General features: G+C 58.3%; 27 protein-coding genes. 15 read left to right on the plus strand and 12 right to left on the minus strand.

The window, feature by feature from the left end; translation table 11 throughout:
* Nucleotides 1-3: 3 nt before the first annotated feature.
* A complete protein-coding gene (locus GHO42_RS10335) occupies nt 4-1,227 on the minus strand; it encodes an MFS transporter (RefSeq protein WP_095023056.1) in 1,224 nt (407 codons plus the stop codon).
* 109 nt (nt 1,228-1,336) lie between these two features.
* Between GHO42_RS10335 and GHO42_RS10340 the strand changes: the two genes are divergently transcribed.
* A complete protein-coding gene (locus GHO42_RS10340) occupies nt 1,337-2,221 on the plus strand; it encodes a LysR family transcriptional regulator (protein WP_095024910.1) in 885 nt (294 codons plus the stop codon).
* Between the two features lie 40 nt (nt 2,222-2,261).
* Here the strand turns inward: GHO42_RS10340 and GHO42_RS10345 are convergent, their stop codons facing one another.
* Genes GHO42_RS10345 through yaaA form a run of 3 tightly spaced genes read right to left on the minus strand, consistent with a single transcriptional unit; the run spans nt 2,262 to nt 4,397 of the window.
* Nucleotides 2,262-3,086, minus strand: coding sequence for an SDR family oxidoreductase (locus GHO42_RS10345; RefSeq protein ID WP_095031475.1), 825 nt, complete (start codon nt 3,084-3,086; stop codon nt 2,262-2,264).
* Between the two features lie 10 nt (nt 3,087-3,096).
* Complete coding sequence (locus GHO42_RS10350) at nt 3,097-3,561, minus strand: multidrug transporter (protein WP_095001204.1); 465 nt, start codon at nt 3,559-3,561, stop codon at nt 3,097-3,099.
* A gap of 56 nt (nt 3,562-3,617) precedes the next feature.
* Nucleotides 3,618-4,397: a peroxide stress protein YaaA gene (gene yaaA, locus GHO42_RS10355; RefSeq protein WP_095001205.1), complete on the minus strand. Its 780-nt coding sequence runs from the start codon at nt 4,395-4,397 to the stop codon at nt 3,618-3,620.
* 143 nt (nt 4,398-4,540) lie between these two features.
* On the opposite strand from yaaA, the gene GHO42_RS10360 reads away from it, so the two are divergent.
* Nucleotides 4,541-5,668, plus strand: a complete 1,128-nt coding sequence (locus GHO42_RS10360) for a polysaccharide deacetylase family protein (RefSeq protein WP_095024909.1) — start codon at nt 4,541-4,543, stop codon at nt 5,666-5,668.
* A 47-nt stretch (nt 5,669-5,715) separates the two neighbouring features.
* On the opposite strand, the gene GHO42_RS10365 is transcribed toward GHO42_RS10360, so the two are convergent.
* Complete coding sequence (locus tag GHO42_RS10365) at nt 5,716-6,036, minus strand: hypothetical protein (RefSeq protein WP_095018213.1); 321 nt, start codon at nt 6,034-6,036, stop codon at nt 5,716-5,718.
* Nucleotides 6,037-6,601: 565 nt separating this feature from the next.
* Here GHO42_RS10365 and GHO42_RS10370 point away from each other — a divergent pair.
* Together GHO42_RS10370 and GHO42_RS10375 are read left to right on the plus strand one after the other, a co-directional pair.
* Entirely contained in the window at nt 6,602-7,996 is a 1,395-nt protein-coding gene (locus GHO42_RS10370; RefSeq protein WP_095001208.1) for a PhoH family protein, read from the plus strand.
* A gap of 183 nt (nt 7,997-8,179) precedes the next feature.
* A complete protein-coding gene (locus tag GHO42_RS10375) occupies nt 8,180-9,091 on the plus strand; it encodes a LysR substrate-binding domain-containing protein (protein WP_095031478.1) in 912 nt (303 codons plus the stop codon).
* On the opposite strand, the gene GHO42_RS10380 is transcribed toward GHO42_RS10375, so the two are convergent.
* On the minus strand, nt 9,080-9,526 hold the full coding sequence (locus GHO42_RS10380; RefSeq protein ID WP_153326465.1) for a DMT family transporter: 447 nt from the start codon (nt 9,524-9,526) through the stop codon (nt 9,080-9,082). The two genes, GHO42_RS10375 and GHO42_RS10380, sit on opposite strands and share 12 nt — an antisense overlap.
* A gap of 145 nt (nt 9,527-9,671) precedes the next feature.
* Between GHO42_RS10380 and moaC the strand changes: the two genes are divergently transcribed.
* Genes moaC through moaE form a run of 3 tightly spaced genes read left to right on the plus strand, consistent with a single transcriptional unit; the run spans nt 9,672 to nt 10,839 of the window.
* Nucleotides 9,672-10,145: a cyclic pyranopterin monophosphate synthase MoaC gene (gene moaC / locus GHO42_RS10385; RefSeq protein WP_095001211.1), complete on the plus strand. Its 474-nt coding sequence runs from the start codon at nt 9,672-9,674 to the stop codon at nt 10,143-10,145.
* A complete protein-coding gene (locus GHO42_RS10390) occupies nt 10,142-10,387 on the plus strand; it encodes a MoaD/ThiS family protein (RefSeq protein ID WP_095001212.1) in 246 nt (81 codons plus the stop codon). Before moaC ends, GHO42_RS10390 begins: the two co-directional genes overlap by 4 nt.
* A 2-nt stretch (nt 10,388-10,389) precedes the next feature.
* The gene (gene moaE, locus GHO42_RS10395; protein WP_095001213.1) at nt 10,390-10,839 is read left to right on the plus strand and encodes a molybdopterin synthase catalytic subunit MoaE; all 450 of its coding nucleotides are present in this window, start codon (nt 10,390-10,392) and stop codon (nt 10,837-10,839) included.
* A gap of 117 nt (nt 10,840-10,956) precedes the next feature.
* Here moaE and rhlB read toward each other — a convergent pair whose 3' ends face one another.
* Entirely contained in the window at nt 10,957-12,453 is a 1,497-nt protein-coding gene (gene rhlB / locus GHO42_RS10400; RefSeq protein ID WP_095001214.1) for an ATP-dependent RNA helicase RhlB, read from the minus strand.
* 86 nt (nt 12,454-12,539) lie between these two features.
* Nucleotides 12,540-13,196: an alpha/beta hydrolase gene (locus GHO42_RS10405; RefSeq protein ID WP_095023051.1), complete on the minus strand. Its 657-nt coding sequence runs from the start codon at nt 13,194-13,196 to the stop codon at nt 12,540-12,542.
* A 406-nt stretch (nt 13,197-13,602) separates the two neighbouring features.
* On the opposite strand from GHO42_RS10405, the gene GHO42_RS10410 reads away from it, so the two are divergent.
* From GHO42_RS10410 to GHO42_RS10425, 4 genes are all read left to right on the plus strand, one after another.
* Nucleotides 13,603-14,634 carry an amino acid ABC transporter substrate-binding protein gene (locus tag GHO42_RS10410; RefSeq protein ID WP_095001216.1) on the plus strand — a complete coding sequence of 344 codons (1,032 nt, stop codon included), beginning with the start codon at nt 13,603-13,605 and terminating at the stop codon, nt 14,632-14,634.
* A gap of 65 nt (nt 14,635-14,699) precedes the next feature.
* Complete coding sequence (locus GHO42_RS10415; protein WP_095001217.1) at nt 14,700-15,881, plus strand: amino acid ABC transporter permease; 1,182 nt, start codon at nt 14,700-14,702, stop codon at nt 15,879-15,881.
* Nucleotides 15,882-15,891: 10 nt separating this feature from the next.
* Nucleotides 15,892-16,989 (plus strand): amino acid ABC transporter permease, encoded by a 1,098-nt coding sequence (locus GHO42_RS10420; RefSeq protein ID WP_095001218.1) that lies wholly within the window; start codon nt 15,892-15,894, stop codon nt 16,987-16,989.
* 12 nt (nt 16,990-17,001) lie between these two features.
* Nucleotides 17,002-17,766, plus strand: coding sequence for an amino acid ABC transporter ATP-binding protein (locus GHO42_RS10425; RefSeq protein WP_095001219.1), 765 nt, complete (start codon nt 17,002-17,004; stop codon nt 17,764-17,766).
* A 67-nt stretch (nt 17,767-17,833) separates the two neighbouring features.
* On the opposite strand, the gene GHO42_RS10430 is transcribed toward GHO42_RS10425, so the two are convergent.
* Together GHO42_RS10430 and GHO42_RS10435 are read right to left on the minus strand one after the other, a co-directional pair.
* Complete coding sequence (locus GHO42_RS10430) at nt 17,834-18,304, minus strand: type II toxin-antitoxin system MqsA family antitoxin (RefSeq protein WP_130872002.1); 471 nt, start codon at nt 18,302-18,304, stop codon at nt 17,834-17,836.
* On the minus strand, nt 18,301-18,612 hold the full coding sequence (locus tag GHO42_RS10435; protein WP_095001221.1) for a type II toxin-antitoxin system MqsR family toxin: 312 nt from the start codon (nt 18,610-18,612) through the stop codon (nt 18,301-18,303). Before GHO42_RS10435 ends, GHO42_RS10430 begins: the two co-directional genes overlap by 4 nt.
* 165 nt (nt 18,613-18,777) lie before the next feature.
* Here GHO42_RS10435 and GHO42_RS10440 point away from each other — a divergent pair, with 165 nt between their 5' ends.
* From GHO42_RS10440 to GHO42_RS10455, 4 genes are all read left to right on the plus strand, one after another.
* Nucleotides 18,778-19,437 (plus strand): FadR/GntR family transcriptional regulator, encoded by a 660-nt coding sequence (locus GHO42_RS10440; RefSeq protein ID WP_095001222.1) that lies wholly within the window; start codon nt 18,778-18,780, stop codon nt 19,435-19,437.
* The gene (locus GHO42_RS10445; RefSeq protein WP_153326467.1) at nt 19,427-20,746 is read left to right on the plus strand and encodes a CynX/NimT family MFS transporter; all 1,320 of its coding nucleotides are present in this window, start codon (nt 19,427-19,429) and stop codon (nt 20,744-20,746) included. The genes GHO42_RS10440 and GHO42_RS10445 overlap by 11 nt, the downstream gene beginning before the upstream one ends.
* A 66-nt stretch (nt 20,747-20,812) precedes the next feature.
* Nucleotides 20,813-21,283, plus strand: coding sequence for a nuclear transport factor 2 family protein (locus GHO42_RS10450; protein WP_095018208.1), 471 nt, complete (start codon nt 20,813-20,815; stop codon nt 21,281-21,283).
* The gene (locus tag GHO42_RS10455) at nt 21,280-21,549 is read left to right on the plus strand and encodes a GIY-YIG nuclease family protein (protein ID WP_095001393.1); all 270 of its coding nucleotides are present in this window, start codon (nt 21,280-21,282) and stop codon (nt 21,547-21,549) included. The genes GHO42_RS10450 and GHO42_RS10455 overlap by 4 nt, the downstream gene beginning before the upstream one ends.
* Before the next feature lie 116 nt (nt 21,550-21,665).
* Here GHO42_RS10455 and GHO42_RS10460 read toward each other — a convergent pair whose 3' ends face one another.
* Nucleotides 21,666-22,016, minus strand: coding sequence for a glutaredoxin family protein (locus GHO42_RS10460; protein ID WP_016781886.1), 351 nt, complete (start codon nt 22,014-22,016; stop codon nt 21,666-21,668).
* A complete protein-coding gene (yejK, locus tag GHO42_RS10465) occupies nt 22,016-23,020 on the minus strand; it encodes a nucleoid-associated protein YejK (RefSeq protein WP_095001225.1) in 1,005 nt (334 codons plus the stop codon). The genes GHO42_RS10460 and yejK overlap by 1 nt, the downstream gene beginning before the upstream one ends.
* Nucleotides 23,021-23,138 lie beyond the last annotated feature (118 nt).

Genomic DNA, 23,138 nt, shown 5'->3' on the forward strand with positions numbered 1-23,138 from the left:
AGGTCAGGGTGCGAGCAAGGCCAGCACGCGGGATGTATCAAGGCGTAGAACGGGAACCAGCGGCACCAGCGTCAATGCACCCCCGATGGCAAAGCATAGGGCAAAGGCGTGGGACGTCGAGGTGATTGCGGTCAATGTACCGAACAGGGCCATCATCAAGGCCGGGCCGAGCAGGAAGCTCAATTGGCGGTTGAGGTTCCACAGTGCACTGGCGTGGCCCATGTGTTCGGGTGCGATATCGATAAAGGCTGTGTTTTGTGCGCTGCTGCTGCACAGGCTGCCACCAAAGCCCATCACGGCGTACAGCGCCATGGGCAAGCCGATGCTGGAACTATCGATTTGGGGCAGTAACGCAATACCCGCGGCTTGTGCGCTCATGCCCAGCAGTAGCAAGGGTTTGGGGCCAAGGCGGTTGAACTGGTAGCGGCTCAGGGTGATGCCCAGCGCTGAAGCCAGAGCCCAGGGCAGCATCAGCATGCCGGTTTGCGTGGCGCTAAAACCCAGTTGGTGCAGGTACAAGATACTCACCAGTTGCGTGCCGATGAAAATGCCGGGGATAAACAGGTAGGTCAGCATTGCCACTTGCAGCAACGGGCTTTTGAGCAGGCGGCCCATTTTGGCTGCGCCAGCTCGAATGCGCCTGTAAGTCATGGGCGATACGGGCTGCGCAGGCGGGTCGGGTTGCAGCCAGCAGACTGCCAGCAGCAGGGTAAGCAAGGTCAGTGGCAGATTGGCATAAAACACCCAGCGCCAAGTGAGCGCTTCGACCATCCAGCCGCCAAGTGCTGGCGACAGTGCGGGCACTAGCAGCGCCACCAGCAAAATCACTGAGGTCAGTCGGGCCCGGTCGCGGATCGGGAAGTGCCGATAGGCCATAGCCTGACCGACCGGAATCAACAGCCCGCCCCCCAGCCCCTGCAGCAGGCGGTAGCCGATCAGAGCTTCAATTGAGGTCGCTTGGGCCACACACAACGACGCCACGCTGAATAATGTCAGTGAAAGCACGATCAGGCGTTTCTCACCAAACAGTTGGGTTAGCCATACGCTGGGCACAATGACCAGGATCAGGCCAAGCATGTAGGCATTGCCAATCCACGCCAGTTGTGTGACCGAGGCATGCAGCTGCTGGCTGATATCCGGGTAGGCGATCGAGGCTGCGAACATATTCACCAGATCCAGGGCAAATCCCAGCAGATACACCAGCGCGACTTTATTGCGGTAAGCCATGGGTGGCTCCTGTTCAGTAGAGCGCACAGTAAGCAGCTTTGGCTTATGGAGGAACCGTCCGTCTGCTGCTAGATTGTCAAAATTATTTTGACAATTGGCAGGTTTCTCTATGGTCAGCCTCGATCGGTTCGACACCTTCAAGGCCGTGGTCGAAGCTGGCTCCCTTACCGCCGCGGCTGATTTACTGGGGCAAACCCGTGCGGTGGTCAGCTTCAATATCAAGCGTCTAGAGGCTGAGCTGGGCGTGACCCTGCTAACGCGCAACACCCGACGGTTGGCCCTGACTGAGGCGGGTGAGCGCTTTTACCAGCGCTGCCTGAGCATGCTGGAAGAGGCCCGGCTGGCGATTGACGAAGCGCGCAGCGAACACACCGAACTCAAGGGCACGCTGCGCATCACCACCACCGTTGAATATGCCCTGGCCAAGGTGGTGCCGGCGCTGGAGCTCTTCAGTGCCTTGCACCCTGACCTCAACGTCCAGCTGTCGACCTCATCGACCCACGCGGATCTGATCTCCGAGCGTTTTGACGTGGCCTTGCGACTGGGTCGCGTGCTCGACTCCAGCCATCGTGCCGTGCAGTTGAGCACCTTCGGCATTCTGCCGGTGGCCTCGCCGGCGTTCGTTGCCAGCGTGGTGCCGATAGACAGCGTGCACGCGCTTGAGCAAACGCCGTGGCTGGAGCATGGCCGGGTTGGGGAGTTGACTATTACCGGGGTGAGCAGCGGTGTGGTCCGTCCTTACCAGCCCAACCCCTGCAAGGCGCGCATCAGGGCGGACAACTCATCGGTGTTGCAGGCGTTTGCCCTGACCGGGCAAGGCGTGGCGATCCTGCCCGACTGGCTGATCGAGGAGGATTTGCGCACGGGGCGGCTGGTACATCTGCTGCCCGAATGGCAACTGAGCCGCCAGGGGGTGTACGCGCTCTACCCCGATACACGGCATTTGCCGCTGAAGGTGCGGGTGTTTATCGATTTTATGAAGGCGTATGCATAGGCCTGTGCTATCACCCGTAGCAGCTGCTACATAATGAGTGTCAGGCACGGGTATTGAGGCCGAACCGCTTCATCAGGATTTTTTCCAGTAGGGCAGCGGGCACCAGCGCGGCCAGCAGCGGCAAGGCGCGGCTGCCATTACCGTAACGCAGCAACATCGCTGGCTTGGGTTTCATGACGGCCTTGAATACTGCGTCGGCAAAAGCTGTGGCCGGGGTGGGATTGTCTTGTGAGGCCCTGGCCCTGGCGCGAATACCGTCGCGCATGGGCCACCAGGCGGAGCTCTCGGCAATCAACTGCTCGGCCTGGGCGCTGGCATTTTTCGCGAAGCTGGTATCAATGGCCCCGGGCTGCACTTCCAGCACGCCAATGGCAAAAGGCGCCAGCTCCATGCGCAGGGCATCACTCAAGGCATGTACTGCAGCTTTAGAGGCACAGTAGGCGCCGGCAAACGGGGTGACCAGTACCCCGGAAACACTGCCGATATTGACCACCAGGCCCTTGTTGCGGCGCAGCGCCGGGAACAGCGCGCGGGTAACGCCCACAATGGAAAATACATTGGTTTCAAATTGCTGCTGCAAGCCCTCGACGCCGCCATCGAGCAGGGGGCCCATAGCGCCGAAACCTGCATTGTTTATCAGCACGTCCAGCCCGCCGCCTGCCTGCTCCAGGCGCTCGGCCAATTGCTCCAACCCCTGCGGATCATTGACGTCCAGTTGCACAGCGGCAAACCCCGCCGCAGCCAATAGTGCTACATCCCCAGGCTTGCGGGCGCAGGCCCAGACATCATGCCCCGCCACCTTGAAAGCATCGGCCAGGGCGCGGCCAATACCGCTTGAACAACCGGTGATCAAAACACGCAGCATGGGAACATCCTTAATTGGAAAAACTGCCTTGCAGGCGTTCTGCCCGAAACTCGAGGGTTTGCGGGCGATAACCCGTGCGCAGCGGCGGCATCGGCAAGCAGTCCTGCCAGCTTGCCCCTGCTTGCAATTCGCCGGGGCCGCGGTAGCGCGGGGCGGTGTAAAGGTTGTCGGCAAGATTGACGGTGTCGCCCGGTGCATAGGCGGCAATGCGCCAGCCAAGTTCGACCAGTGGTACGTCATTGCTGTTTTTCAGGGTCAGTTGCAGCGGTCGGTCTGCCGGGCATTGGGCAGGGTCATAGACGATGCGCAGTTCCAGACGTGCCAGTTGTGCCGCCTCACGGCTGTCCAGCCACGCCACCGAGGCTGCAACTATCGCCAGCCCCAGTACGGCAGCCAGTGAGACCGGCAAGGCCTTGGCCGGGTAGCGCAACAACAGGACAAGCCAGGTGATGATCAGTAAAACGCCGATAAACATGGCTGGGCCTCTTGCAGGGAATACCTATAACTTACCAGCATGAGGCATGCAGCGGGTCACTGCGGGGCGTGGTCGCGCAAAAACACCAGCAAATCCGGCTTGGACTGCTCGGCGCTGAAGCGATAACCCTGCTCATCAAACTGCTTGAGGTGCTCAGGGTTGTCGATGCGCTCCTTGATCACAAACCGGCTCATCATGCCTCGGGCTTTTTTCGCATAGAAACTGATGATTTTATGCTGGCCGTTTTTCAGGTCCTTGAACTCGGTATTGATGATGCGGGCGTTCAATGCCGACTTTTTTACCGCCGAGAAGTATTCGTTGGATGCCAGATTGAGCAGTACGTCATCGCCTTGTTCGGCCAGGGCCTGGTTGAGCCATTCGCTGATGTGCGTGCCCCAGAACGCGTACAGGTCCTTGCCCCGTGCGTTGGCCAGTTTGGTGCCCATTTCCAGGCGATACGGCATCATCAGGTCCAGCGGACGCAGCAGGCCGTAGAGCCCCGAGAGCATGCGCAGGTGGCTTTGCGCATAGTCGAAGTCGGCCTCGCTGAAGTCCACGGCATTGAGGCCGGTGTAGACATCGCCCTTGAACGCCAGCAGTGCCTGCTTGGCATTGGCGGGGGTAAAGGCGGGCGTCCAGCTGCCAAAGCGCGCCGCGTTGAGGCCCGACAGCTTGTCGGATAAATGCATCAGCTCGCCAATCTGTTGCGGGCTCAGTTCGCGCAATTGTTCGATCAATTCCTGGGAATGGTCCAGGTACTGGGGCTGGGTGAAACGTGCTGTGGCGGGCGGCGTTTCATAATCGAGGGTTTTAGCGGGTGAAATCACCATCAGCATGGGGTTGTCTCCTTTTAGCGTCGGGGGATTCTAGGCGTTGGCGCAGTTTGACTCCACCTATGAACGCGATAGATCCCCCAACGCCTGCGGGGTCGGGCACTGGTCGGGTTATAGTGCAGTCAGTTTTTACAGGGGGTTGATCAGTGCGCATTGCTCTTTTCTTGTGGGTCTGGCTGGTGTGTGCCGGGGCGGTGGCGGCACCTGTCGAGCCCGCGACGCTGGATCGCAGCACCTGGCCCGAACAATTGACCAGCCCGGCCTTGTTCGATGTTGCCTCGCGTGCCGAAATACTCGCTTTTGCCCATGCCTTGATGGTCAGCGAAGCGCTGGATGAAAGCGCCCTGAAACAGCGGTTGGGTCTGAAAATAATCAATGTTGAGGCAATAGATGCTCTGCGCCAGCGGATGTGGCAGCGGTTACTGACCAACTACAACCTGGCGCAGCAAAGTTGCGATCAGGATGCTTCGTTCTGCTATTACGTCGATGACATGGACAGTCTGCGTGAGCAGGCGGGCAAGTTCGCAATCGCCGATGACTCGTTTTATGTGGCCTGGGCCGAGCCCGGCCGTGAGTTTCACCAGCGCTACCTGGATGAGCAATTACGCATGGCGGCGCTGCTCCCGCAAATCAGCAGTGAAATCGCTCTGTTGGGCGACCAGGAAGTCAACGGCGAGACGATGCACGACCGGCTGTTTTTGTTGACCTTCGACAGCGGCCCCACGCAATTGCCGGGCACTACTGACTGGCTGACCGGGTACCTGCGCAAGCAATCCATCAGCGGGATTTTTTTCGTGCTGGGTAACAGCTTGCAGGTGCGTCTCGACAAGGAGGGCGCGCTGGCCTTGCAGGCACTCTACAAGGGACAGTGTGTGGGTGTGCAGGGCTGGGAGTACCGTTCCCACAGTCACTGGAAAGACTGGCAGGACTCTATTGCGCGTAGCGCCGCCCTGGTCAATCAGGTTGTGCCGCAGCGCTACGTGCCTCTGTTTCGCCCGCCCTACGGGCAGCGCCGGGCCGACAGCGGCGGTTTTTTTGAGGCTCAGGGCATGCGGGTGGCCTTGTGGGGCATCGATGCCCAGGACTTGGCGACGAGCTTGAACGGCGAGCAGTCAGCCCATCGAGTATTGACCCTGATGCTGCTTTGGCGGCATGGGGTGATTGCGTTTCATGACACCCAGGACAAGGTGCGTACGGCATTACCCTGGCTGATGAACGCTACCTCACAAAGTGGATTGGGCTGGGACAGTTGTGAAGCGCTCGGTGAGCGCTAGACCATTCCTCCTGGCCCGCCGGCTTCGACGGGCCAGGAAACACGGCGTTACAGCAGGCGCAGTGCCAGATGGCTGCCTGCGCGCAGGTATTCAACCTGGGCGGTGATTGCATCCTTGACGATGGCTTCACCGGTATCGGTCAGCTTGGCGTTCTTGGCATCGATTACTGCCAGTTGCAGCAATTGCATGGCGACATCCATGGCCTTTTGAAAAGCGGTCGTATTGTTGTGATGGCCAAAGTGCTCAATGATCCTTTCCATTCTTTCATCAGCATTGTCGCGCAGCTGTTCGTACTCGGTAAACGAAACGCTGCCGTCCTTGTAAATATCGAGCAGCAATTGTTCCAGTGTTTTGGAGATGGGAGTCATACAGTCATCCTTTCGCAGTAACGCGGTCGCGGTATTTATTCGTCACCTGAAGAGGGGTGCGTCAGTACCGTGACCTCGTGCATTAATAAAGGTGTTGCGCGGAGTTGAATCAGAAAATCACCACGGAAGTGACGGTTAGCGGACTCAGTACCAGCTGCAGCTTAATGCGGGCGAAAAGATGCTGGCGCAGGGTTTGTCCTGGATCTATGTAGGAATTAACTGGCTTTAATGAAGGGGTGTCGAATTCAGGTTTGAGCGCTGCTCACTGCCGCGACAGAGGAAGAATAGGTTGATTGCAGCGTTTTTTAATATCGGTAGATCTATTAGCTTAGTTGCGGTCCCGGAATGCGCCAAGGGTTGTTCGTCATTCAAAAAATAAAGTGCTGGAATGTGAAAAAACATTTTTTTTGTCACACATTTAGGAGTATTACGAAGACAGACGGCCGAAACCTGCGAAACAGGTGGCGTCTTCCAGGACGCCATCGGGCAGGGTATACGGCAGTCACTTCGAGGCGCAGCACTGTTGCGGTATTGCGTCGAATGGCTCCCACAAAGGTGACCGAGTATGGATGATCACGGACGCACTCCTTCTTCCAACCAGCCAATCCTTTATGTACTCGATACCAATGTTCTGATTCACGATCCAAACGCAATGCTTAACTTCGAGGAACACCACGTCGCGATCCCGATGACGGTGCTCGAAGAGCTCGACAAGCTCAAAACCGGCAAATTACTGGTGGCAGCCGAGTGCCGTCAGGCCATTCGCCTCATTGACCAGTTGCTGGGGGTTGCCACCCCCGATGACGTCGAAAAAGGTGTGCCGATCCAGCGCGGCAAAGGCGCACCTAAGGGCTTCCTGTCGATCATGATGAGCAAGCGCCGCGAGCCCAACGCGTTGCTGCCCGAAAACCTCAACGACAACATCATCATCAACCAGTTGATCGACTTGCACGCCCGTGAGCCGCAATTGCGCGTGGTGCTGGTCACCAAAGACATCAACATGCGCCTGAAGGCCCGGGCTTGCGGGATCGAGTCCGAGGATTACAGTACCGACCAGCTGGTTGACGACGTGTCGATGCTCTCGCGCGGCTATCACACCATGACCGGTTCGTTCTGGGACCGCGTCAACAAGGTCGAAACCCGCCAGGGGCATGGCCGTACCTGGCATCAGGTGCAAATGAACGAAAACCTGCCGGCGGTGCATATCAATGAATTCATCATTGATGAGCAGGGCTTTGTCGGCTGGATCAAGGAGGTGCGCAAGGATCAGTTGCTGATCCTCGACATGCATCAGGAACCGCTGCTGCACCAGGAAGCCTGGGGCCTCAAACCGCGGGATATTTACCAGGGGCTGGCGCTGTTTGCTTTGCTCGACCCGGACATTCACCTGGTCAACCTGTCGGGTGCGGCGGGATCGGGCAAGACCATCCTTGCGCTGGCGGCAGCGATTGAACAAACCATGGTCAGCAAACGCTACCGGCGGATTATCTGTACCCGCAGCGTGCAGGGCCTGGACCAGGAAATCGGCTTCTTGCCGGGCACCGAAGCCGAAAAAATGGAGCCTTGGCTGGGTGCCATTACTGACAACCTCGAAGCTCTGCACATGGATGATGAAAATACCCACGGCAGCGTCGACTACATTCTGAGCAAGGTGCCGTTGCAGTTCAAATCCCTGAACTACATCCGCGGTCGCAGTTTCCAGCAGAGCCTGATCCTGATCGATGAGTGCCAGAACCTGACACCGCACCAGATGAAAACCATCATTACCCGTGCCGGTGCCGGTTCCAAAGTGGTATGCCTGGGTAACCTGGCACAGATCGATACCCCCTACCTGTCGGCCACCAGTTCGGGGCTGACCTACCTGACGGAGCGTTTCAAAGACTTCCCCAACGGTGTGCATATAGCCCTGCAAGGGGTGCCTCGCTCGATTCTGGCGGAATACGCCGAGTCACATTTGTAACTGCCTGAAGGTGGGAGCGGGCTTGCTCGCGATGAAGATGACGCGGTATCCCAGATACACCGCGCCACTTTCATCGCGAGCAAGCCCGCTCCCACTGGCGTTTTGGCTTCATGTAAGCTGACGGCGGTTGCGCGCATGGATCATGCAGCGTTGCCCTGGAGTTGGCCAAGACAGGAGCGTCAGGTGTTACTGCGTAATATCGATTTGAATCTGCTGGTGGTGCTCGATGCGCTGCTCACGGAAAAACACGTAACCCGCACCGGTGTTCGTTTGCATTTGAGCCAGCCCGCCATCAGCCACTCACTGAACAAACTCAGGGTGCTGCTTGATGACCCGTTGCTGATCCGTCAGGGCAACGAGGTGGTGCTGAGCGTGATGGCGCAAAATCTCCAGGCGCCGCTCAAGGCCATCCTGGGACAGGTCGAAACGCTGCTCGGCCAGTCCATCGACTTTGTGCCGGCAGAATCACAGCGTACCTTTCGCCTGGCCATGTCCGATTACGGCGCGACCATCGTGTTGCCAAAACTGCTGGTGCTGCTGCGCGAGCAAGCACCGGACACTTCGCTGGTGGTCATCCAGGACAGCCGCCTGGGCATGCTGGAGCAGATCGAGCAGGGCAAGATCGATCTGGCCGTTGGGGTTTTCCCCACGATGCCAGCAGATATCTGCAGCGATGTATTGTTTGAAGAAACCTTTACCTGCCTGCTCAATCGTCGTTCGCTCCCGGACAATGGCGTGCTCGATCTGGACAGCTATCTGGCGCGCCCGCACCTGCTGGTGTCGACGGATGGCAATACCCAGGGCGAGGTCGATAACGTGTTGCACGCCCGGGGGTTGCAGCGCCGGGTTGCGGTCAATGTGCCGCACTGGGGCACGGCACCGGGGATGATTACCGACACCGACCTGATTCTTACCGTGGCCACCCGTACCCTGGACAATCTGTCATTTGGCGACAGCCTGGTGGCACTGCCGCCTCCCATGACGATAGCGCCGTTCAATTATGTGCAGGTCTGGCATCAGCGTTTCAACGAAGACCCGGCTCATCGCTGGCTGCGGGATCTGGTCAGGCAAGTGAGTGCGCCTTCAGCCGCGTGAAGCGATGACAAAACCTGCCAGCACCACGCTGACCCCGAGCAGTTTTTGCAGGCTGGGGGTGTGTCTTGGCAAACCCAGCAAGCCGAAGTAATCGATCAGCAGCGAACTGATCAACTGGCCCACCACCACCGCCATGATGAAGTTCAGCGCCCCCAGGCGCGGCACGCTGATCAGCGCCACGGTGATGTAAAACACCCCGGCCAGCCCGCCGAGCCAGATCCACCAGGGGCCGGTGAGCAGGGCCGCGAGATTGGGGCGGGGCACTTTGACAATCAGCATTACCAGCGCAATCGCCAGGCCGCTGATCAGTAATGAGATCACGGTGGCCCAAAAGGGATGGCCCAGCACCACGCCCAATCGAGCGTTACTGCCCGCTTGCAGGGGCACCGCAGCACCCGCCAGCAGGCTCAGGGCAATGGCAATAAAAAGTGGCATAGGTATGACTCCAAAGTTTCGACCTTTGTACGGCGATTGCCTGCGGGCGGCCAATTCCATGTTCTGATGCGCGGTATTCGCGGGGTCGATGGCCTTAAGCTGACCCTCGGGTTTACAATCGATACTCCTCTCTGGAGTACCCCCTGTGCTGACTCACTTAGATTCCCAAGGCCGCGCCAACATGGTCGATGTCACCGACAAAGCGGTGACCTCCCGTGAGGCTGTGGCACAAGCGGTGGTGCGCATGCGCCCTGAAACCCTGGACATGATCATCAGTGGCGGTCACCCCAAGGGTGATGTGTTTGCCGTGGCGCGGATTGCCGGGATCCAGGCAGCGAAGAAAACCTCGGACCTGATCCCTTTGTGCCATCCGTTGATGCTCACCAGCGTCAAGGTTGAGCTCAGTGCCCAAGGCAGCGACGCGGTATTGATCGTGGCGCGCTGCAAGCTGTCCGGGCAGACCGGCGTCGAAATGGAAGCCCTGACCGCCGCCAGCGTTGCAGCCCTGACTATTTACGACATGTGCAAGGCGGTCGATCGCGGCATGACCATCGAAGGTGTGCGCGTACTGGAAAAGCTCGGCGGCAAGAGCGGGCACTTTCAGGCGGATGCGTCATGAAGCTCAAAGTGGTTTTCTTTGCCCGCTATCGCGAGGTTCTGGGGCTGGATAGTGAGGCAGTGGAGGGCGGGTTCGTCTCCATTGAGCAGTTGCGCGCGCACCTGACGCAACGCGGTGGTGCCTGGCAGGTGCTGGCCGAGCCCAACCTGATGTGTGCGCGCAATGAAGAGCTGTGCAAGCTCGCCGAACCCCTGGCGGACGGCGACGAAGTGGCATTTTTTCCGCCCGTGACCGGAGGCTGAACATGGCGATTCGGGTGCAAGCGGCGGCCTTTGATCCTGGCGCTGAAGTCAATGCACTGCATGCCGCGAATCTGGGCGTGGGCGCAGTGGTGAGTTTTGTCGGTTATGTGCGCGACTTCAATGACGGCCGTGACGTGGCGGGGATGTTCCTGGAGCATTATCCGGGCATGACCGAGAAAGCCCTGGGCAAAATTATTGATGAAGCTGCGCAGCGCTGGCCGCTGCTCAAGCTTGAAGTGCTGCACCGTATTGGCCTGCTGGAGCCGGGAGAGCCGATTGTGTTTGTTGGCGTAGCCAGTGCTCACCGTCAGGCCGCTTTCGATGCCTGCAGTTTTGTGATGGATTATCTGAAAACCCGCGCCCCGTTCTGGAAAAAAGAACAGACCCCCTCAGGCCCGCGATGGGTGGAGGGGCGGGTGAGCGATGAAGTGGCGGCGCAGCGCTGGAAGTAATCAAGCCCTGTAGCCGCTGCCGCAGGCTGCGATAAGGGCCGCAGGCCCTTCAAAAAGCGGGGCCGCTTCGCAGCCCATCGCAGCCTCGTGCCTCGGCAGCGGCTACAGATTTGCGTATCAGGCCGTTGCAGTCGGGTCCTGCGGCTTGCGCACAGCGCGTACGACAGGGCGCAGCAGCTCGGCTGGTGGCGTTTCGCAGCTGATTTTACGACCTAGCAGGGCTTCGATCGACGGCAACTGGTACGAGTCGTCTTCACCGGCAAAACTGATCGATACACCGCTGGCGCCAGCACGGCCGGTACGGCCAATACGGTGTACATAGTCGTCCGGCACTTCAGGCAGGGTGAAGTTGATCACGTGGCTGATGCCATCAATGTGGATGCCACGACCTGCAACGTCGGTAGCTACCAGCACGCGGATCTTGCCTTCGCGGAAGCCTTCCAGAGTCTTGATACGTTTGTGCTGCGGTACATCCCCCGACAGTTGCGCCGCGTTGATACCGTCACGTACCAGGCGCTCTTCGATGCGGCGCACTTCGTCCTTGCGGTTGGCAAATACGATCACCCGTTCCCAGCCATTGTCGTTGACCAGGTTGAACAACAGCTTGTACTTGTCGGCACCGGCGACGGCATAGACGTGCTGCTCAACCATGTCACTGGCGACGTTGACCGCTTCGATCTCGACGATGGCAGGGTCTGTGGTCCATTGCTTGGCCAGGTTCATCACGTCCTCGGTAAAGGTCGCGGAGAACAGCAGCGTCTGACGTTCGGCTTTTGGTGGCGTTTGACGAATGATCTGGCGTACTTGCGGGATGAAGCCCATGTCCAGCATGCGGTCGGCTTCGTCGAGCACCATCACTTCGACCATGTCCAGATGCACTTCGCCGCGCTGGTTGAAGTCCAGCAGACGGCCCGGTGTGGCCACCAGAATGTCGCAATGGCGGGCTTCAAGCTGCTTGAGTTGCTTGTCGAAGTCCATGCCGCCCACGAATGTCATGACATTGAGGTCGGTGTACTTGGTCAGGTCGGCCGCGTCCTTGGCGATCTGCACCACCAGCTCACGGGTCGGCGCGATGATCAGAGCGCGTGGTTCGCCCATGTAACGCTCTTTTGGCGGCGGCGTCTGGGTCAACTGGCTAATGATCGAGATCAGGAACGCAGCCGTCTTGCCCGTACCGGTCTGGGCACGGCCAATAGCGTCACGCCCGCTCAGGGTATAGCCCAGTACGCCTGCCTGGATCGGCGTGCAGTACGGGAAACCAAGGTCCTGGATGGCGTGCATCAGCTCGGGGGCGAGCTTGAAATCGTGAAAGCGGACTTTGCCTTCTTGTGGCTCGACGGCGAAGTCTTCGAGTTTCCAGGGAATGACCGGTGGCTTGGGGGCCGCCTCACGCCGTGGCTTGGCAATTTTGGGTTTTTCGATACGCGGTTGTTCAGCAGCGGATTGTGCGTCGGGAGTGTTCACCGGCTCAGGGGCTGGAACAGGAGCAGAACGGCCAGGTTGTTGCGCGTCGGTTCGCGCTCTGGCGTTGCCTGGAGGTGTAACGGAAGCTGGCGCGAGCGGCTCAGCCTCGCTTTTACCGAATATTTTTTTAAGTGCTTTGAGCACGGTCATCTCATCAGTTGGTTAAGGAGTATACGCCGGGCAGTGTAATGCAAGTCGGGCGCTCGGCGTGTAGTGAACGACGGGATGTTTCGGTTTTAGCTCAGATGTTTCGTCAGCCAGTTACCGATATCGCTTATTTCCTCTGGTAACACTTCATGGCCCATTGGGTACTCCTGCCATGTAACGGACACACCTGCGGCTTTCAAATGCTCATAAGCCGTACGACCCATAGCGTTTTGGACTACATCATCGTACTGCCCGTGCAGGCACAAAGCCGGGATTCGCTGCTGGCTGGCCGACAATGGCAGGCCTTCGTTGAAGGTTGGCGCATAGGTTGAAAGGGCAATAACGCCACCCAGTGGGCCCTGCCATTTCAAATAAGCGGTATGGAAAACCACGGCGCCACCTTGTGAAAACCCGGCCAGAAAAATCCGGCTGGCGTCGATACCGCTCTGGCGCTGGGCTTCGATCAAGGCAATGACCATGTCGGCCGACTCTTCGAGCTCTTCTTCACTGATCGAGCGGGCAGGACTCATGGCCTTGATGTCGTACCAGCTAGGCATGGCATAGCCGCCATTGATGGTCACGGCGCGGGTTGGAGCCTGCGGCAATACAAAGCGCGTGGTCAGCAACGACTGTTGCAGGATCTCAGCCACCGGCATGAAGTCATAACGGTCGGCACCCAGACCGTGGAGCCAGATAACACAGGCGTCTGCGGTTTTTTGAGGCTGGATGATCAGGGGTTGGGTCATGGCTGCTCCATCGTTGTGCATGTGCGCAAATCGGGTGCGCTACAAGTGTGCTTGATCGACTAAGGATTACAGAATATGTCGCGTGCTTGAACGTTTTTTCCTGCATTACCTACTGAACTTACTTAGGGGCCAAGAGTGGTACGCGCCTTGCTATGTGGACAGTGGCGTGAATGCGCCCCCTTTGGACGGTAACACTAACAGGGGGGGCTGCAAAAATCCCGAGGTTGGAGTTAGACAAGGAATTCAACAGCTCAAGTGAGCGCTTCAGTTTGACGGTTCGTGCGATGCACCCATCGCTCAAGGCTTATGCCGCTTGACCCAATAAAAAGCCAACATGGGTCAACAGTGCCTCACAAGGGGGCGGCGGGCCTTGTTCAAACACAAAAAAGCAGCACTGGAGGTTTGAATGAAGCAATTGAAATCCACCCTGGCTTTGGCCACAGCAGCCATCGTGTTACTCAGTGCCAGCGGTTTTGCCCACGCAGGCGCGACCCTGGACAGTGTCAAGAAGAAAGGTTTTGTGCAATGTGGCGTGAGTGACGGTTTACCGGGCTTTTCGGTACCGGATAAAGACGGCAAGATCATGGGGATCGATGCGGATGTCTGTCGTGCAGTGGCCGCCGCAGTGTTTGGCGATGCTACCAAGGTCAAGTTCAGCCAGTTGAACGCCAAGGAGCGTTTCACCGCGCTGCAATCGGGCGAAGTCGATGTGTTGTCGCGCAATACCACCTGGACCAGTTCCCGTGATGCGGGCATGGGCATGGTGTTCGCGGGCGTGACCTATTACGACGGCGTCGGCTTTTTGGTCAACAACAAGCTGGGGGTAAAAAGTGCCAAGGAACTGGACGGTGCAACCATCTGTATCCAGGCCGGCACGACTACCGAGCTGAATGTGTCGGATTACTTCCGCGCCAATAACCTCAAGTACACCCCGATCACCTTCGACACCTCTGATGAAAGCGCCAAGTCTCTGGAAAGCGGCCGTTGCGACGTGTTGACCTCCGACAAGTCCCAGTTGTACGCACAGCGTAGCAAGCTGGCCAACCCGAGCGACTATGTCGTATTGCCTGAAACCATCTCCAAGGAGCCTCTGGGGCCTGTCGTGCGCAAGGGCGACGAAGACTGGTTCAGCATTGTGAAGTGGACCCTGTTCGCCATGCTCAATGCTGAAGAAGCCGGCATCACCTCGAAAAACGTTGTGGCTGAAGCCAAATCCACCAAAAACCCGGATGTCGCCCGCTTGCTGGGTGCTGACGGCGAATACGGCAAAGACCTGAAACTGCCAAAAGACTGGGTGGTGCAGATTGTCAGCCAGGTGGGTAACTACGGTGAAGTCTTCGAGAAAAACCTCGGTAAAAACACGCCTCTGGCCATCGACCGCGGGCTGAACGCTCTGTGGAATAACGGCGGCATTCAATACGCACCCCCTGTGCGCTGATAGCCCTTTCATCCGGCAGGCCAACTGCCGGGTGATGTTGTCTGATCCATTGTTAGGGGCACTTCATGCAAATTAAAGTCGGCGCACCCAAGCCCAGGCTCAGCCTCGGCGATCCACGTGTGCGTGCGTGGTTATTTCAGATCGTCACCGTCGCGCTGGTGGTCTTTATGGGCTGGTATCTGTTCAACAATACCCAGACCAACCTGCAACATCGCGGCATTACTTCGGGTTTTGACTTTCTGGAGCGCAGTGCCGGGTTTGGCATTGCGCAGCATTTGATTGATTACACCGAGTCCGACAGTTATGCGCGGGTCTTTCTGATCGGGTTGCTCAACACCTTGCTGGTGTCCGTGATCGGTATCGTCCTGGCGACGATCCTGGGGTTTATCATCGGCGTGGCACGCCTGTCGTCGAACTGGATGATCAGCAAGCTGGCAACGGTGTATGTGGAGATCTTTCGCAATATCCCGCCATTGCTGCAAATCCTGTTCTGGTACTTCGCGGTCTTCCTGACCATGCCAGGGCCACGCAACAGCCATAACTTTGCCAACACCTTCTATATGAGCAGCCGTGGCCTGAACATGCCGGCCGCGGTGGGTACGGATGCCTTCTGGCCGTTTGTGGCCAGTGTGGTGCTGGCTATCGTGGCCGTGGTGCTGATGGTCCGTCGGGCCAACAAGCGCTTTGAAGACACCGGCGAGCCATTTCACAAGTTCTGGGTCGGGCTGTTCTTGCTGCTGGCGATTCCTGGCCTTTGCGTGTTGCTGTTCGGTACCCCGGTGCACTGGGAGATGCCACAGCTCAAGGGCTTCAACTTTGTCGGTGGCTGGGTGCTGATCCCGGAACTGTTGGCGCTGACCATTGCGTTGACGGTGTACACCGCGGCTTTTATTGCCGAAATCGTACGGTCGGGGATCAAGTCCGTCAGTCACGGTCAGACCGAAGCCGCCCGCTCGCTGGGGCTGCGCCCGGGGCCGACGCTGCGCAAGGTAATCATCCCGCAAGCGCTGCGGGTGATCATTCCGCCTTTGACCAGCCAATACCTGAACCTGGTGAAAAACTCGTCGCTGGCGGCGGGCATCGGTTATCCGGAAATGGTTTCACTGTTTGCCGGCACGGTCCTCAACCAGACCGGGCAAGCGATTGAAGTCATTGCCATCACCATGAGCGTGTACCTGGCCATCAGCATCAGCATTTCGCTGCTGATGAATTGGTACAACACGCGCATTGCGCTGATCGAGCGATGAGGACTGGACTATGACGACTCATGTTTTCAAACCCGACATGCCGCCGCCGGGCAACCGCATCGGTATTGTCGCCTGGGCGCGGGCCAATCTGTTTTCCAGCTGGCTCAACACCTTGCTGACCCTGTTTGCCTTTTATCTGGTCTGGCTGATCGTGCCGCCGCTGCTGAGCTGGACGGTTTTCGATGCCAATTGGGTCGGCAGCACGCAAGCTGATTGCACCAAAGAGGGCGCTTGCTGGGTGTTTATCCAGCAGCGTTTTGGCCAGTTTATGTATGGCTATTACCCGACCGGGCTGCGTTGGCGGGTTGACCTGACGGTATGGCTGGCCGTGGTGGGTGCGGCGCCGTTGTTTATCTCGCGCTTCAAGCACAAGGCTATCTACGGGCTGGGCTTTTTGGTGGTGTACCCCATCCTGGCGTTTACCTTGCTCCACGGCGGCTATCTGGGCCTGACTAACGTGGCTACCAGCCAGTGGGGCGGCCTGATGCTCACGCTGGTGATTGCCACGGTAGGTATTGCCGGCGCCTTGCCACTGGGGATTTTGCTGGCCCTGGGCCGCCGCTCGGACATGCCGGCCATTCGCGTGGTGTGCGTGACTTTTATCGAGTTCTGGCGCGGCGTTCCGCTGATTACCGTGCTGTTTATGTCTTCGGTGATGCTGCCGCTGTTTCTGCCCGAGGGCATGAACTTCGACAAATTACTGCGGGCCTTGATCGGCGTAATCCTGTTTCAGTCGGCTTATGTGGCGGAAGTGGTGCGCGGCGGTCTGCAAGCCATCCCCAAGGGTCAGTACGAGGCGGCTGCGGCCATGGGCCTGGGCTACTGGCGCAGCATGGGCCTGGTGATTTTGCCGCAAGCCTTGAAGCTGGTGATCCCCGGCATCGTCAACACCTTTATTGCCCTGTTCAAGGACACCAGCCTGGTGATCATCATCGGTCTGTTCGACCTGCTCAATAGCGTCAAACAAGCCGCCGCCGACCCGAAATGGCTGGGTATGGCCACTGAAGGCTATGTGTTTGCTGCCTTGGTGTTCTGGATTTTCTGTTTTGGTATGTCCCGCTACTCCATGCATCTGGAGCACAAGCTGGACACTGGCCACAAGCGTTAGGAGTATTGCAAGATGAGTGAAACAATCAAAAAGCCAGCAAGCTCTGAAGGCATTATTCAGATGCTGGGCGTCAACAAGTGGTACGGCCAGTTCCATGTGCTAAAGGACATCAATCTCAACGTCCAGCCGGGCGAGCGTATCGTCTTGTGCGGGCCTTCGGGCTCCGGCAAGTCAACCACCATCCGTTGCCTCAATCGCCTCGAAGAGCACCAGCAGGGACGCATCGTGGTCGACGGTGTAGAGCTGACCAACGACATCAAGCAAATCGAGACGGTGCGGCGTGAAGTGGGCATGGTGTTCCAGCACTTCAACCTGTTCCCGCACCTGACCATTCTGCAGAACTGCACGCTGGCGCCGATGTGGGTACGCAAGATGCCCCGGCGTCAGGCCGAAGAAATTGCCATGCATTATCTGGAACGGGTGCGTATTCCGGAGCAGGCGCACAAGTTCCCGGGGCAGTTGTCGGGTGGTCAGCAGCAACGTGTGGCAATTGCCCGGGCGCTGTGCATGAAACCGAAAATCATGCTGTTCGATGAGCCGACTTCAGCACTTGACCCGGAGATGGTCAAAGAGGTGCTGGACACCATGATCGGCCTGGCGGAAGACGGCATGACGATGCTCTGCGTAACCCACGAAATGGGCTTTGCGCGCACCGTGGCCAACCGGGTGATCTTTATGGACAAGGGCGAAATCGTGGAGGAGGCCGCCCCGAATGACTTCTTCGACAACCCGCAAAATGACCGGACCAAACTGTTCCTGAATCAGATTTTGCATTGATCGGGACTTGTAGCCGCTGATGATCGCAGCCTCGCTGCGCTCGTCAGCGGCTACAAAACCAAAGGTGTCAGTTTTCGCGCTGCTGCTGTTTTTGCACCAGCAGCGCATTGATGTCTGCACACTCGTTGATGGCTTGTAATTCGCGGACCAGTTCGGGGTGGCGATCGAGCAGTCGCATCAACACAAACAAGGGTTTTGGTGGCTCCACCTCGGCCCGTTCATAACGACTGAACGCATTGTGGCCGCCCCCCGACAGCAACTGCACGGCATTTTTTTGGGTGAAGTGAAGCTTGCGGCGGATACGCTTCATTTCTTCCGCCATAACCCGTTTGGCATCTTCTACCAGTTCGTCGCCAGCCTGGGCATATAGCTCTGCGCTGGGTGCATCAAATTCGACCTCGGCGCACTCGGTGCATTCGTGCCCGTCCAGGCCGTGCACCACCCGGTTCAATTGCTTGAAGTTCACATTGAAGCTGCGGCCCTTGAACGCTTGCATGGCATTGGCGGCGCCGCAGGTGCAGCAGTCATTTTTGCTCATGATGTTTTCTCCTTGAAAGCGATGACCGGCGGCCCTCCGCAGGGGCGATACGTCACCTTGATAGAGATGGCCAAACCGTAGGCCTGTGCGTGATATACGTCCTGCCAGACCTTGTGGTCGGCGTGGGTCGACATCGATTTGTACAGCGCACTGCGCTCCAACGAGGTAATGACCCTCTGCATTTGTGCGAGGACCAGGCCCATGCTTCGTCCACCATCCAATGCGCTTTTGGTAAAGGCGACAGCGCCAAGCCGTTGTACATCGGCTTGAATGCACTGGAGGTTGTAGTGAGGTGTTTTCTTTTCCATAAGAGGCAGCCTCGATGCAATCAAAATTACCCTTAAAGGGTTTTTTGTTCAAGGGTGAACAAGGTTTTTTAGGGGGCTTTTAATCTGTAGTTGATTGCTCGTATGGAGGTGTCTGAGTAACATGTCGGAAAATTCATCCTATGATTGGATGAAAAGGCGAATTAAATGACAGACGCTTCTCCCATCATCAAACGCTCGCTGGTCGACCAGGCTCTGGAGCAACTGCGTGCGCGAATAAACAACGGTACCTGGGAGGTGGGTCAGCGTTTGCCAACCGAGCCCGAGCTGGCTACGCAATTGAACATCAGTCGTAACACTGTGCGTGAAGCCATGCGCGTGCTGGCATTTGCCGGGCTGATAGAGATTCGCCAGGGCGATGGCAGCTACTTGCGCAGCCGTGTCGACCCGATGGACACGCTGCGCGCGCTGTCATCCTGCTCTCTGGAGCAGGGCCGGGAGATGCGTCACATCATTGAGGTTGAAGCCGCTGGCCTGGCCGCCCTGCGCCGCACGGACGAGGACTTGCGCCTGCTGCATCAGGCGCTGGACGCCAGTGGCCAGCACTATCACGGTGAACTCGATACCTATATTTGCTGTGACCTGGTGTTTCACCAACGACTGATTGATGCCGCCCACAACCCGGCCCTGAGCGAGCTCTACCGTTTTACCTCAAGCGTCTTGACCAATCATTTGCGCAAGACCATGGACGTCCATCCGCGTCGTCAAGTGGTGTTCGACCTGCACGTTGATTTACTGGAAGCCGTAGAACAACAAAACCCGCAACGGGCCATGGCGCTGTGCCGGACGTTGATCAATGAACCTTGAGCCGGAGCACGCCATGAGCCACCCTTCGTCAATTTCCAATGCCAGCGTCGAGCCCGTTCGTCATCTCGATGAGCTGGAAGAATTGCTGATCGACGCTGAAATTGACGACGAGCAGGTTCAGCACACTGCGCCTGTTGTCTTGCGTCCGTGGTTATTGCTCCTGGGGCTGGTGCTGGTAGCCTTGAACCTGCGCCCCGCGCTGTCGAGCATGGCGCCGTTACTGGGTGAGGTGTCTGACAGACTGGGCTTGTCTGCGGCGCAGGCTGGCCTGTTGACCACGTTGCCCGTGCTGTGCCTGGGGCTGTTCGCGCCCCTGGCGCCAATCCTGGCGCGGCGATTTGGTACCGAGCGGGTAGTGCTGGGGATTTTGCTGACGCTGGGCGGCGGGATCGTTCTGCGCAGTTGCCTGGGCGAAGTGGGGCTGTTTGCCGGGAGCATTCTGGCGGGGGCCAGTATCGGCGTCATCGGTGTGTTGTTGCCGGGCATCATCAAGCGTGATTTCGCCGGGCATGCCGGAACCATGACCGGTGTTTACACCATGGCCCTGTGCCTGGGTGCGGCACTGGCGGCGGGGGCCACGGTGCCCCTTAGCGAGTCACTGGGGCAGAGCTGGGCAATGGGGCTTGGCTTCTGGGCCTTGCCCGCATTGCTTGCGGTTGTTTTCTGGCTGCCACAGGTGGGCAAGCGTCAGGGCACGCACAACGTTGCTTACCGCGTGCGTGGCTTGTTGCGTGACCCGTTGGCCTGGCAAGTGACGCTCTATATGGGGCTGCAATCCTCGTTGTCCTACATTGTTTTTGGCTGGTTGCCGTCAATCCTGATTGGTCGCGGCCTGACGCCTACCCAGGCGGGGCTGGTGATGTCCGGCTCGGTTATCGTGCAATTGATCACGGCGCTGACGGCACCGTGGCTGGCCGCGCGGGGTAAAGACCAGCGGCTGGCAATCGTGCTGGTTATGGGCATGACCCTGGCCGGGCTGTTTGGTTGCCTTTATGCGCCTATCGATGGCTTGTGGGGCTGGGCGATTGTGCTGGGCCTGGGGCAGGGCGGTACATTCAGCCTGGCCTTGACCATGATCGTGCTGCGCTCGCGCGATGCCCATGTCGCCGCCAATCTGTCGGGCATGGCCCAGGGCATTGGTTACACCGTGGCATCGATGGGGCCGCTGGCGGTGGGCGTGGTGCATGAAGTGACGGGTGGCTGGAGTGCCGTGGGCTGGATATTTGCAGTCATCGGTCTGGGGGCCATCGTCGCCGGGCTTGGCGCCGGCCGTTCACTGTATGTGAATGTACAAAGCGAGAAAGTCTGAGGCCCATAGTGTTTCTGTTCATGGCAGATTATCGTGCTCTGATTCCAGACCTGTACGGACCCTGCCATGAGCCAAGACCACCAAGCATTGATCACTCGTTTCTACCAGGCCTTCCAGCGGCTTGATGCCGAGGCAATGGCTGACTGTTACACCACTGACGTGGTGTTCAGCGACCCTGTGTTTGGCGAGCTGCGTGGCCACAACGCCGCTGACATGTGGCGCATGCTGACCTTGCGGGCCAAGGATTTCAGCCTCACCTTCGATCAGGTTCAGGCTGACGGCCAGCATGGCAGCGCGCACTGGGTGGCGACCTATGTGTTTGGCCAGACCGGCGCCACGGTGGTCAATGATATCCAGGCACGGTTTGTGTTTCGTGATGGCAAGATTTGCGAGCATCACGACCATTTCGATCTGTGGCGCTGGTCGCGTCAGGCACTGGGCACCAAGGGCCTGTTGCTGGGGTGGACACCGCTGGTACAAAACGCCATTCGGGCGCAGGCGCAAAAAGGGCTCAAGGCCTTTCAGGGCAGCCGCTGAAAGTGGTCGAGAAACCCTGGTTTGTATACCTTGTGCGGGCCGCTAATGGCTCTTTGTATTGCGGTATCAGCGATGACCCGGTGCGCCGTTTTGCCAAGCATCAAACGGGCAAGGGCGCACGTTTTTTTGCATCAAGCCCGGCAGTGGCGCTGGTGTATGTCGAATCCTGGCCGGACAAGGGTGAGGCGTTGCGCCAGGAGCGATTGATCAAGAAGCTCAGGAAGAGTGCCAAGGAGTGTCTGGTGCAAAGTCAGAAGCTGGAGTGATTTTCCTGTGGGAGCGGGCTTGCCCGCGATGGTATCTCTGCGGTTTGTCTGGCTGACCGCAGCGCCTGCATCGCGAGCAAGCCCGCTCCCACAGAAATTGAACAGTTGTTCCCGGCTTATTTCAGTGCCGCCAATATCGCATCGGGCTTGAAGTCGCGAATCAGCGTGCCGTTTACATCCAGTATCGGAATGCCGCGCCCGCCCAGCGCCTCGTAAGCCTGGCGGGCACTGGCATCCTTGTCGATATCGAATTCCTTGAACGGTATGCCTTTCTCATCCAGGAACCGCCGAGTGGCCTTGCAGTAGCCGCACCACTCGGTGGAGTACAACACCACCCGGGCGCTGGCCCGGGTTTGCTCACTGACGACACCCGAAGGGTTGAGCACGCGCTCGATCTTGCCCCAGTTCTGAAAGATGACCACTACCACCAGAACAAACAGGACTTTCTTCAAGATACCGTTGAGCATTACTTGCTGCGCTTGAGCTGATCGAGCAGTTGGGTCGGCAAGCCCTTGATCACCAGCGTACCGGCTTCTTCGTCGAACTCGACCTTGGAGCCCAGCAGGTGTGCCTCAAAGCTGATAGAGAGCCCCTCAGCGCGCCCGGTGAAGCGACGGAACTGGTTCAGGGTGCGCTTGTCAGCAGGAATTTCGGGGGACAGGCCGTAGTCCTTGTTACGGATATGATCGTAGAAAGCCTTGGGGCGTTCTTCGTCGATCAACTCGGACAACTCTTCCAGGCCCATTGGTTCGCCGATTTTTGCCTGACTGCTGGCGTAATCGACCAGGGTCTTGGTTTTTTCCCGGGCGGACTCTTCCGGCAAGTCTTCGCTTTCTACGAAGTCACTGAAGGCCTTGAGCAGGGTACGGGTTTCGCCCGGGCCATCGACACCTTCCTGGCAGCCGATAAAGTCGCGGAAGTACTCCGAAACCTTCTTGCCGTTTTTACCTTTGATAAACGAAATGTATTGCTTGGACTGCTTGTTGTTCTGCCACTCGGAAATGTTGATCCGTGCGGCCAGGTGCAGCTGGCCAAGGTCCAGATGGCGCGAAGGCGTCACGTCCAGCTCCGAGGTCACGGCAACGCCGTCGCTGTGGTGCAGCAGGGCGATGGCCAGGTAGTCGGTCATGCCTTGCTGGTAATGGGCGAACAGCACGTGGCCGCCAACGGAAAGGTTGGACTCTTCCATCAGTTTTTGCAGATGCTCGACGGCGACGCGGCTGAACGCCGTGAAGTCTTTACCGCCATCGAGGTATTCCTTGAGCCAGCCGCTGAACGGATGCGCGCCGGACTCGGCATGGAAAAACCCCCAGGCTTTACCTTGCTTGGCGTTATAGCTTTCGTTGAGGTCAGCGAGCATGTTCTCGATGGCTTGAGACCCGGCCAGTTCAGAGTCACGGGCGTGGAGAACTGCGGGCGTACCGTCGGGTTTTTTGTCAATCAAGTGGACGATGCAATGACGGATCGGCATGGGCTTCTCGGTGTGTAATGAGAGGGCAGGGTGCACACCCCGCAAAGGCGCCAAGTGTACCGCACCTGAGCCTCGGGTCGGGGTTTGGGGGGCTTGAGGGCGCCCTGGACGGTTTTTT

Source organism: Pseudomonas sp. FSL R10-0056 (assembly GCF_009600105.1).
GTDB lineage: Bacteria > Pseudomonadota > Gammaproteobacteria > Pseudomonadales > Pseudomonadaceae > Aquipseudomonas > Aquipseudomonas bubulae.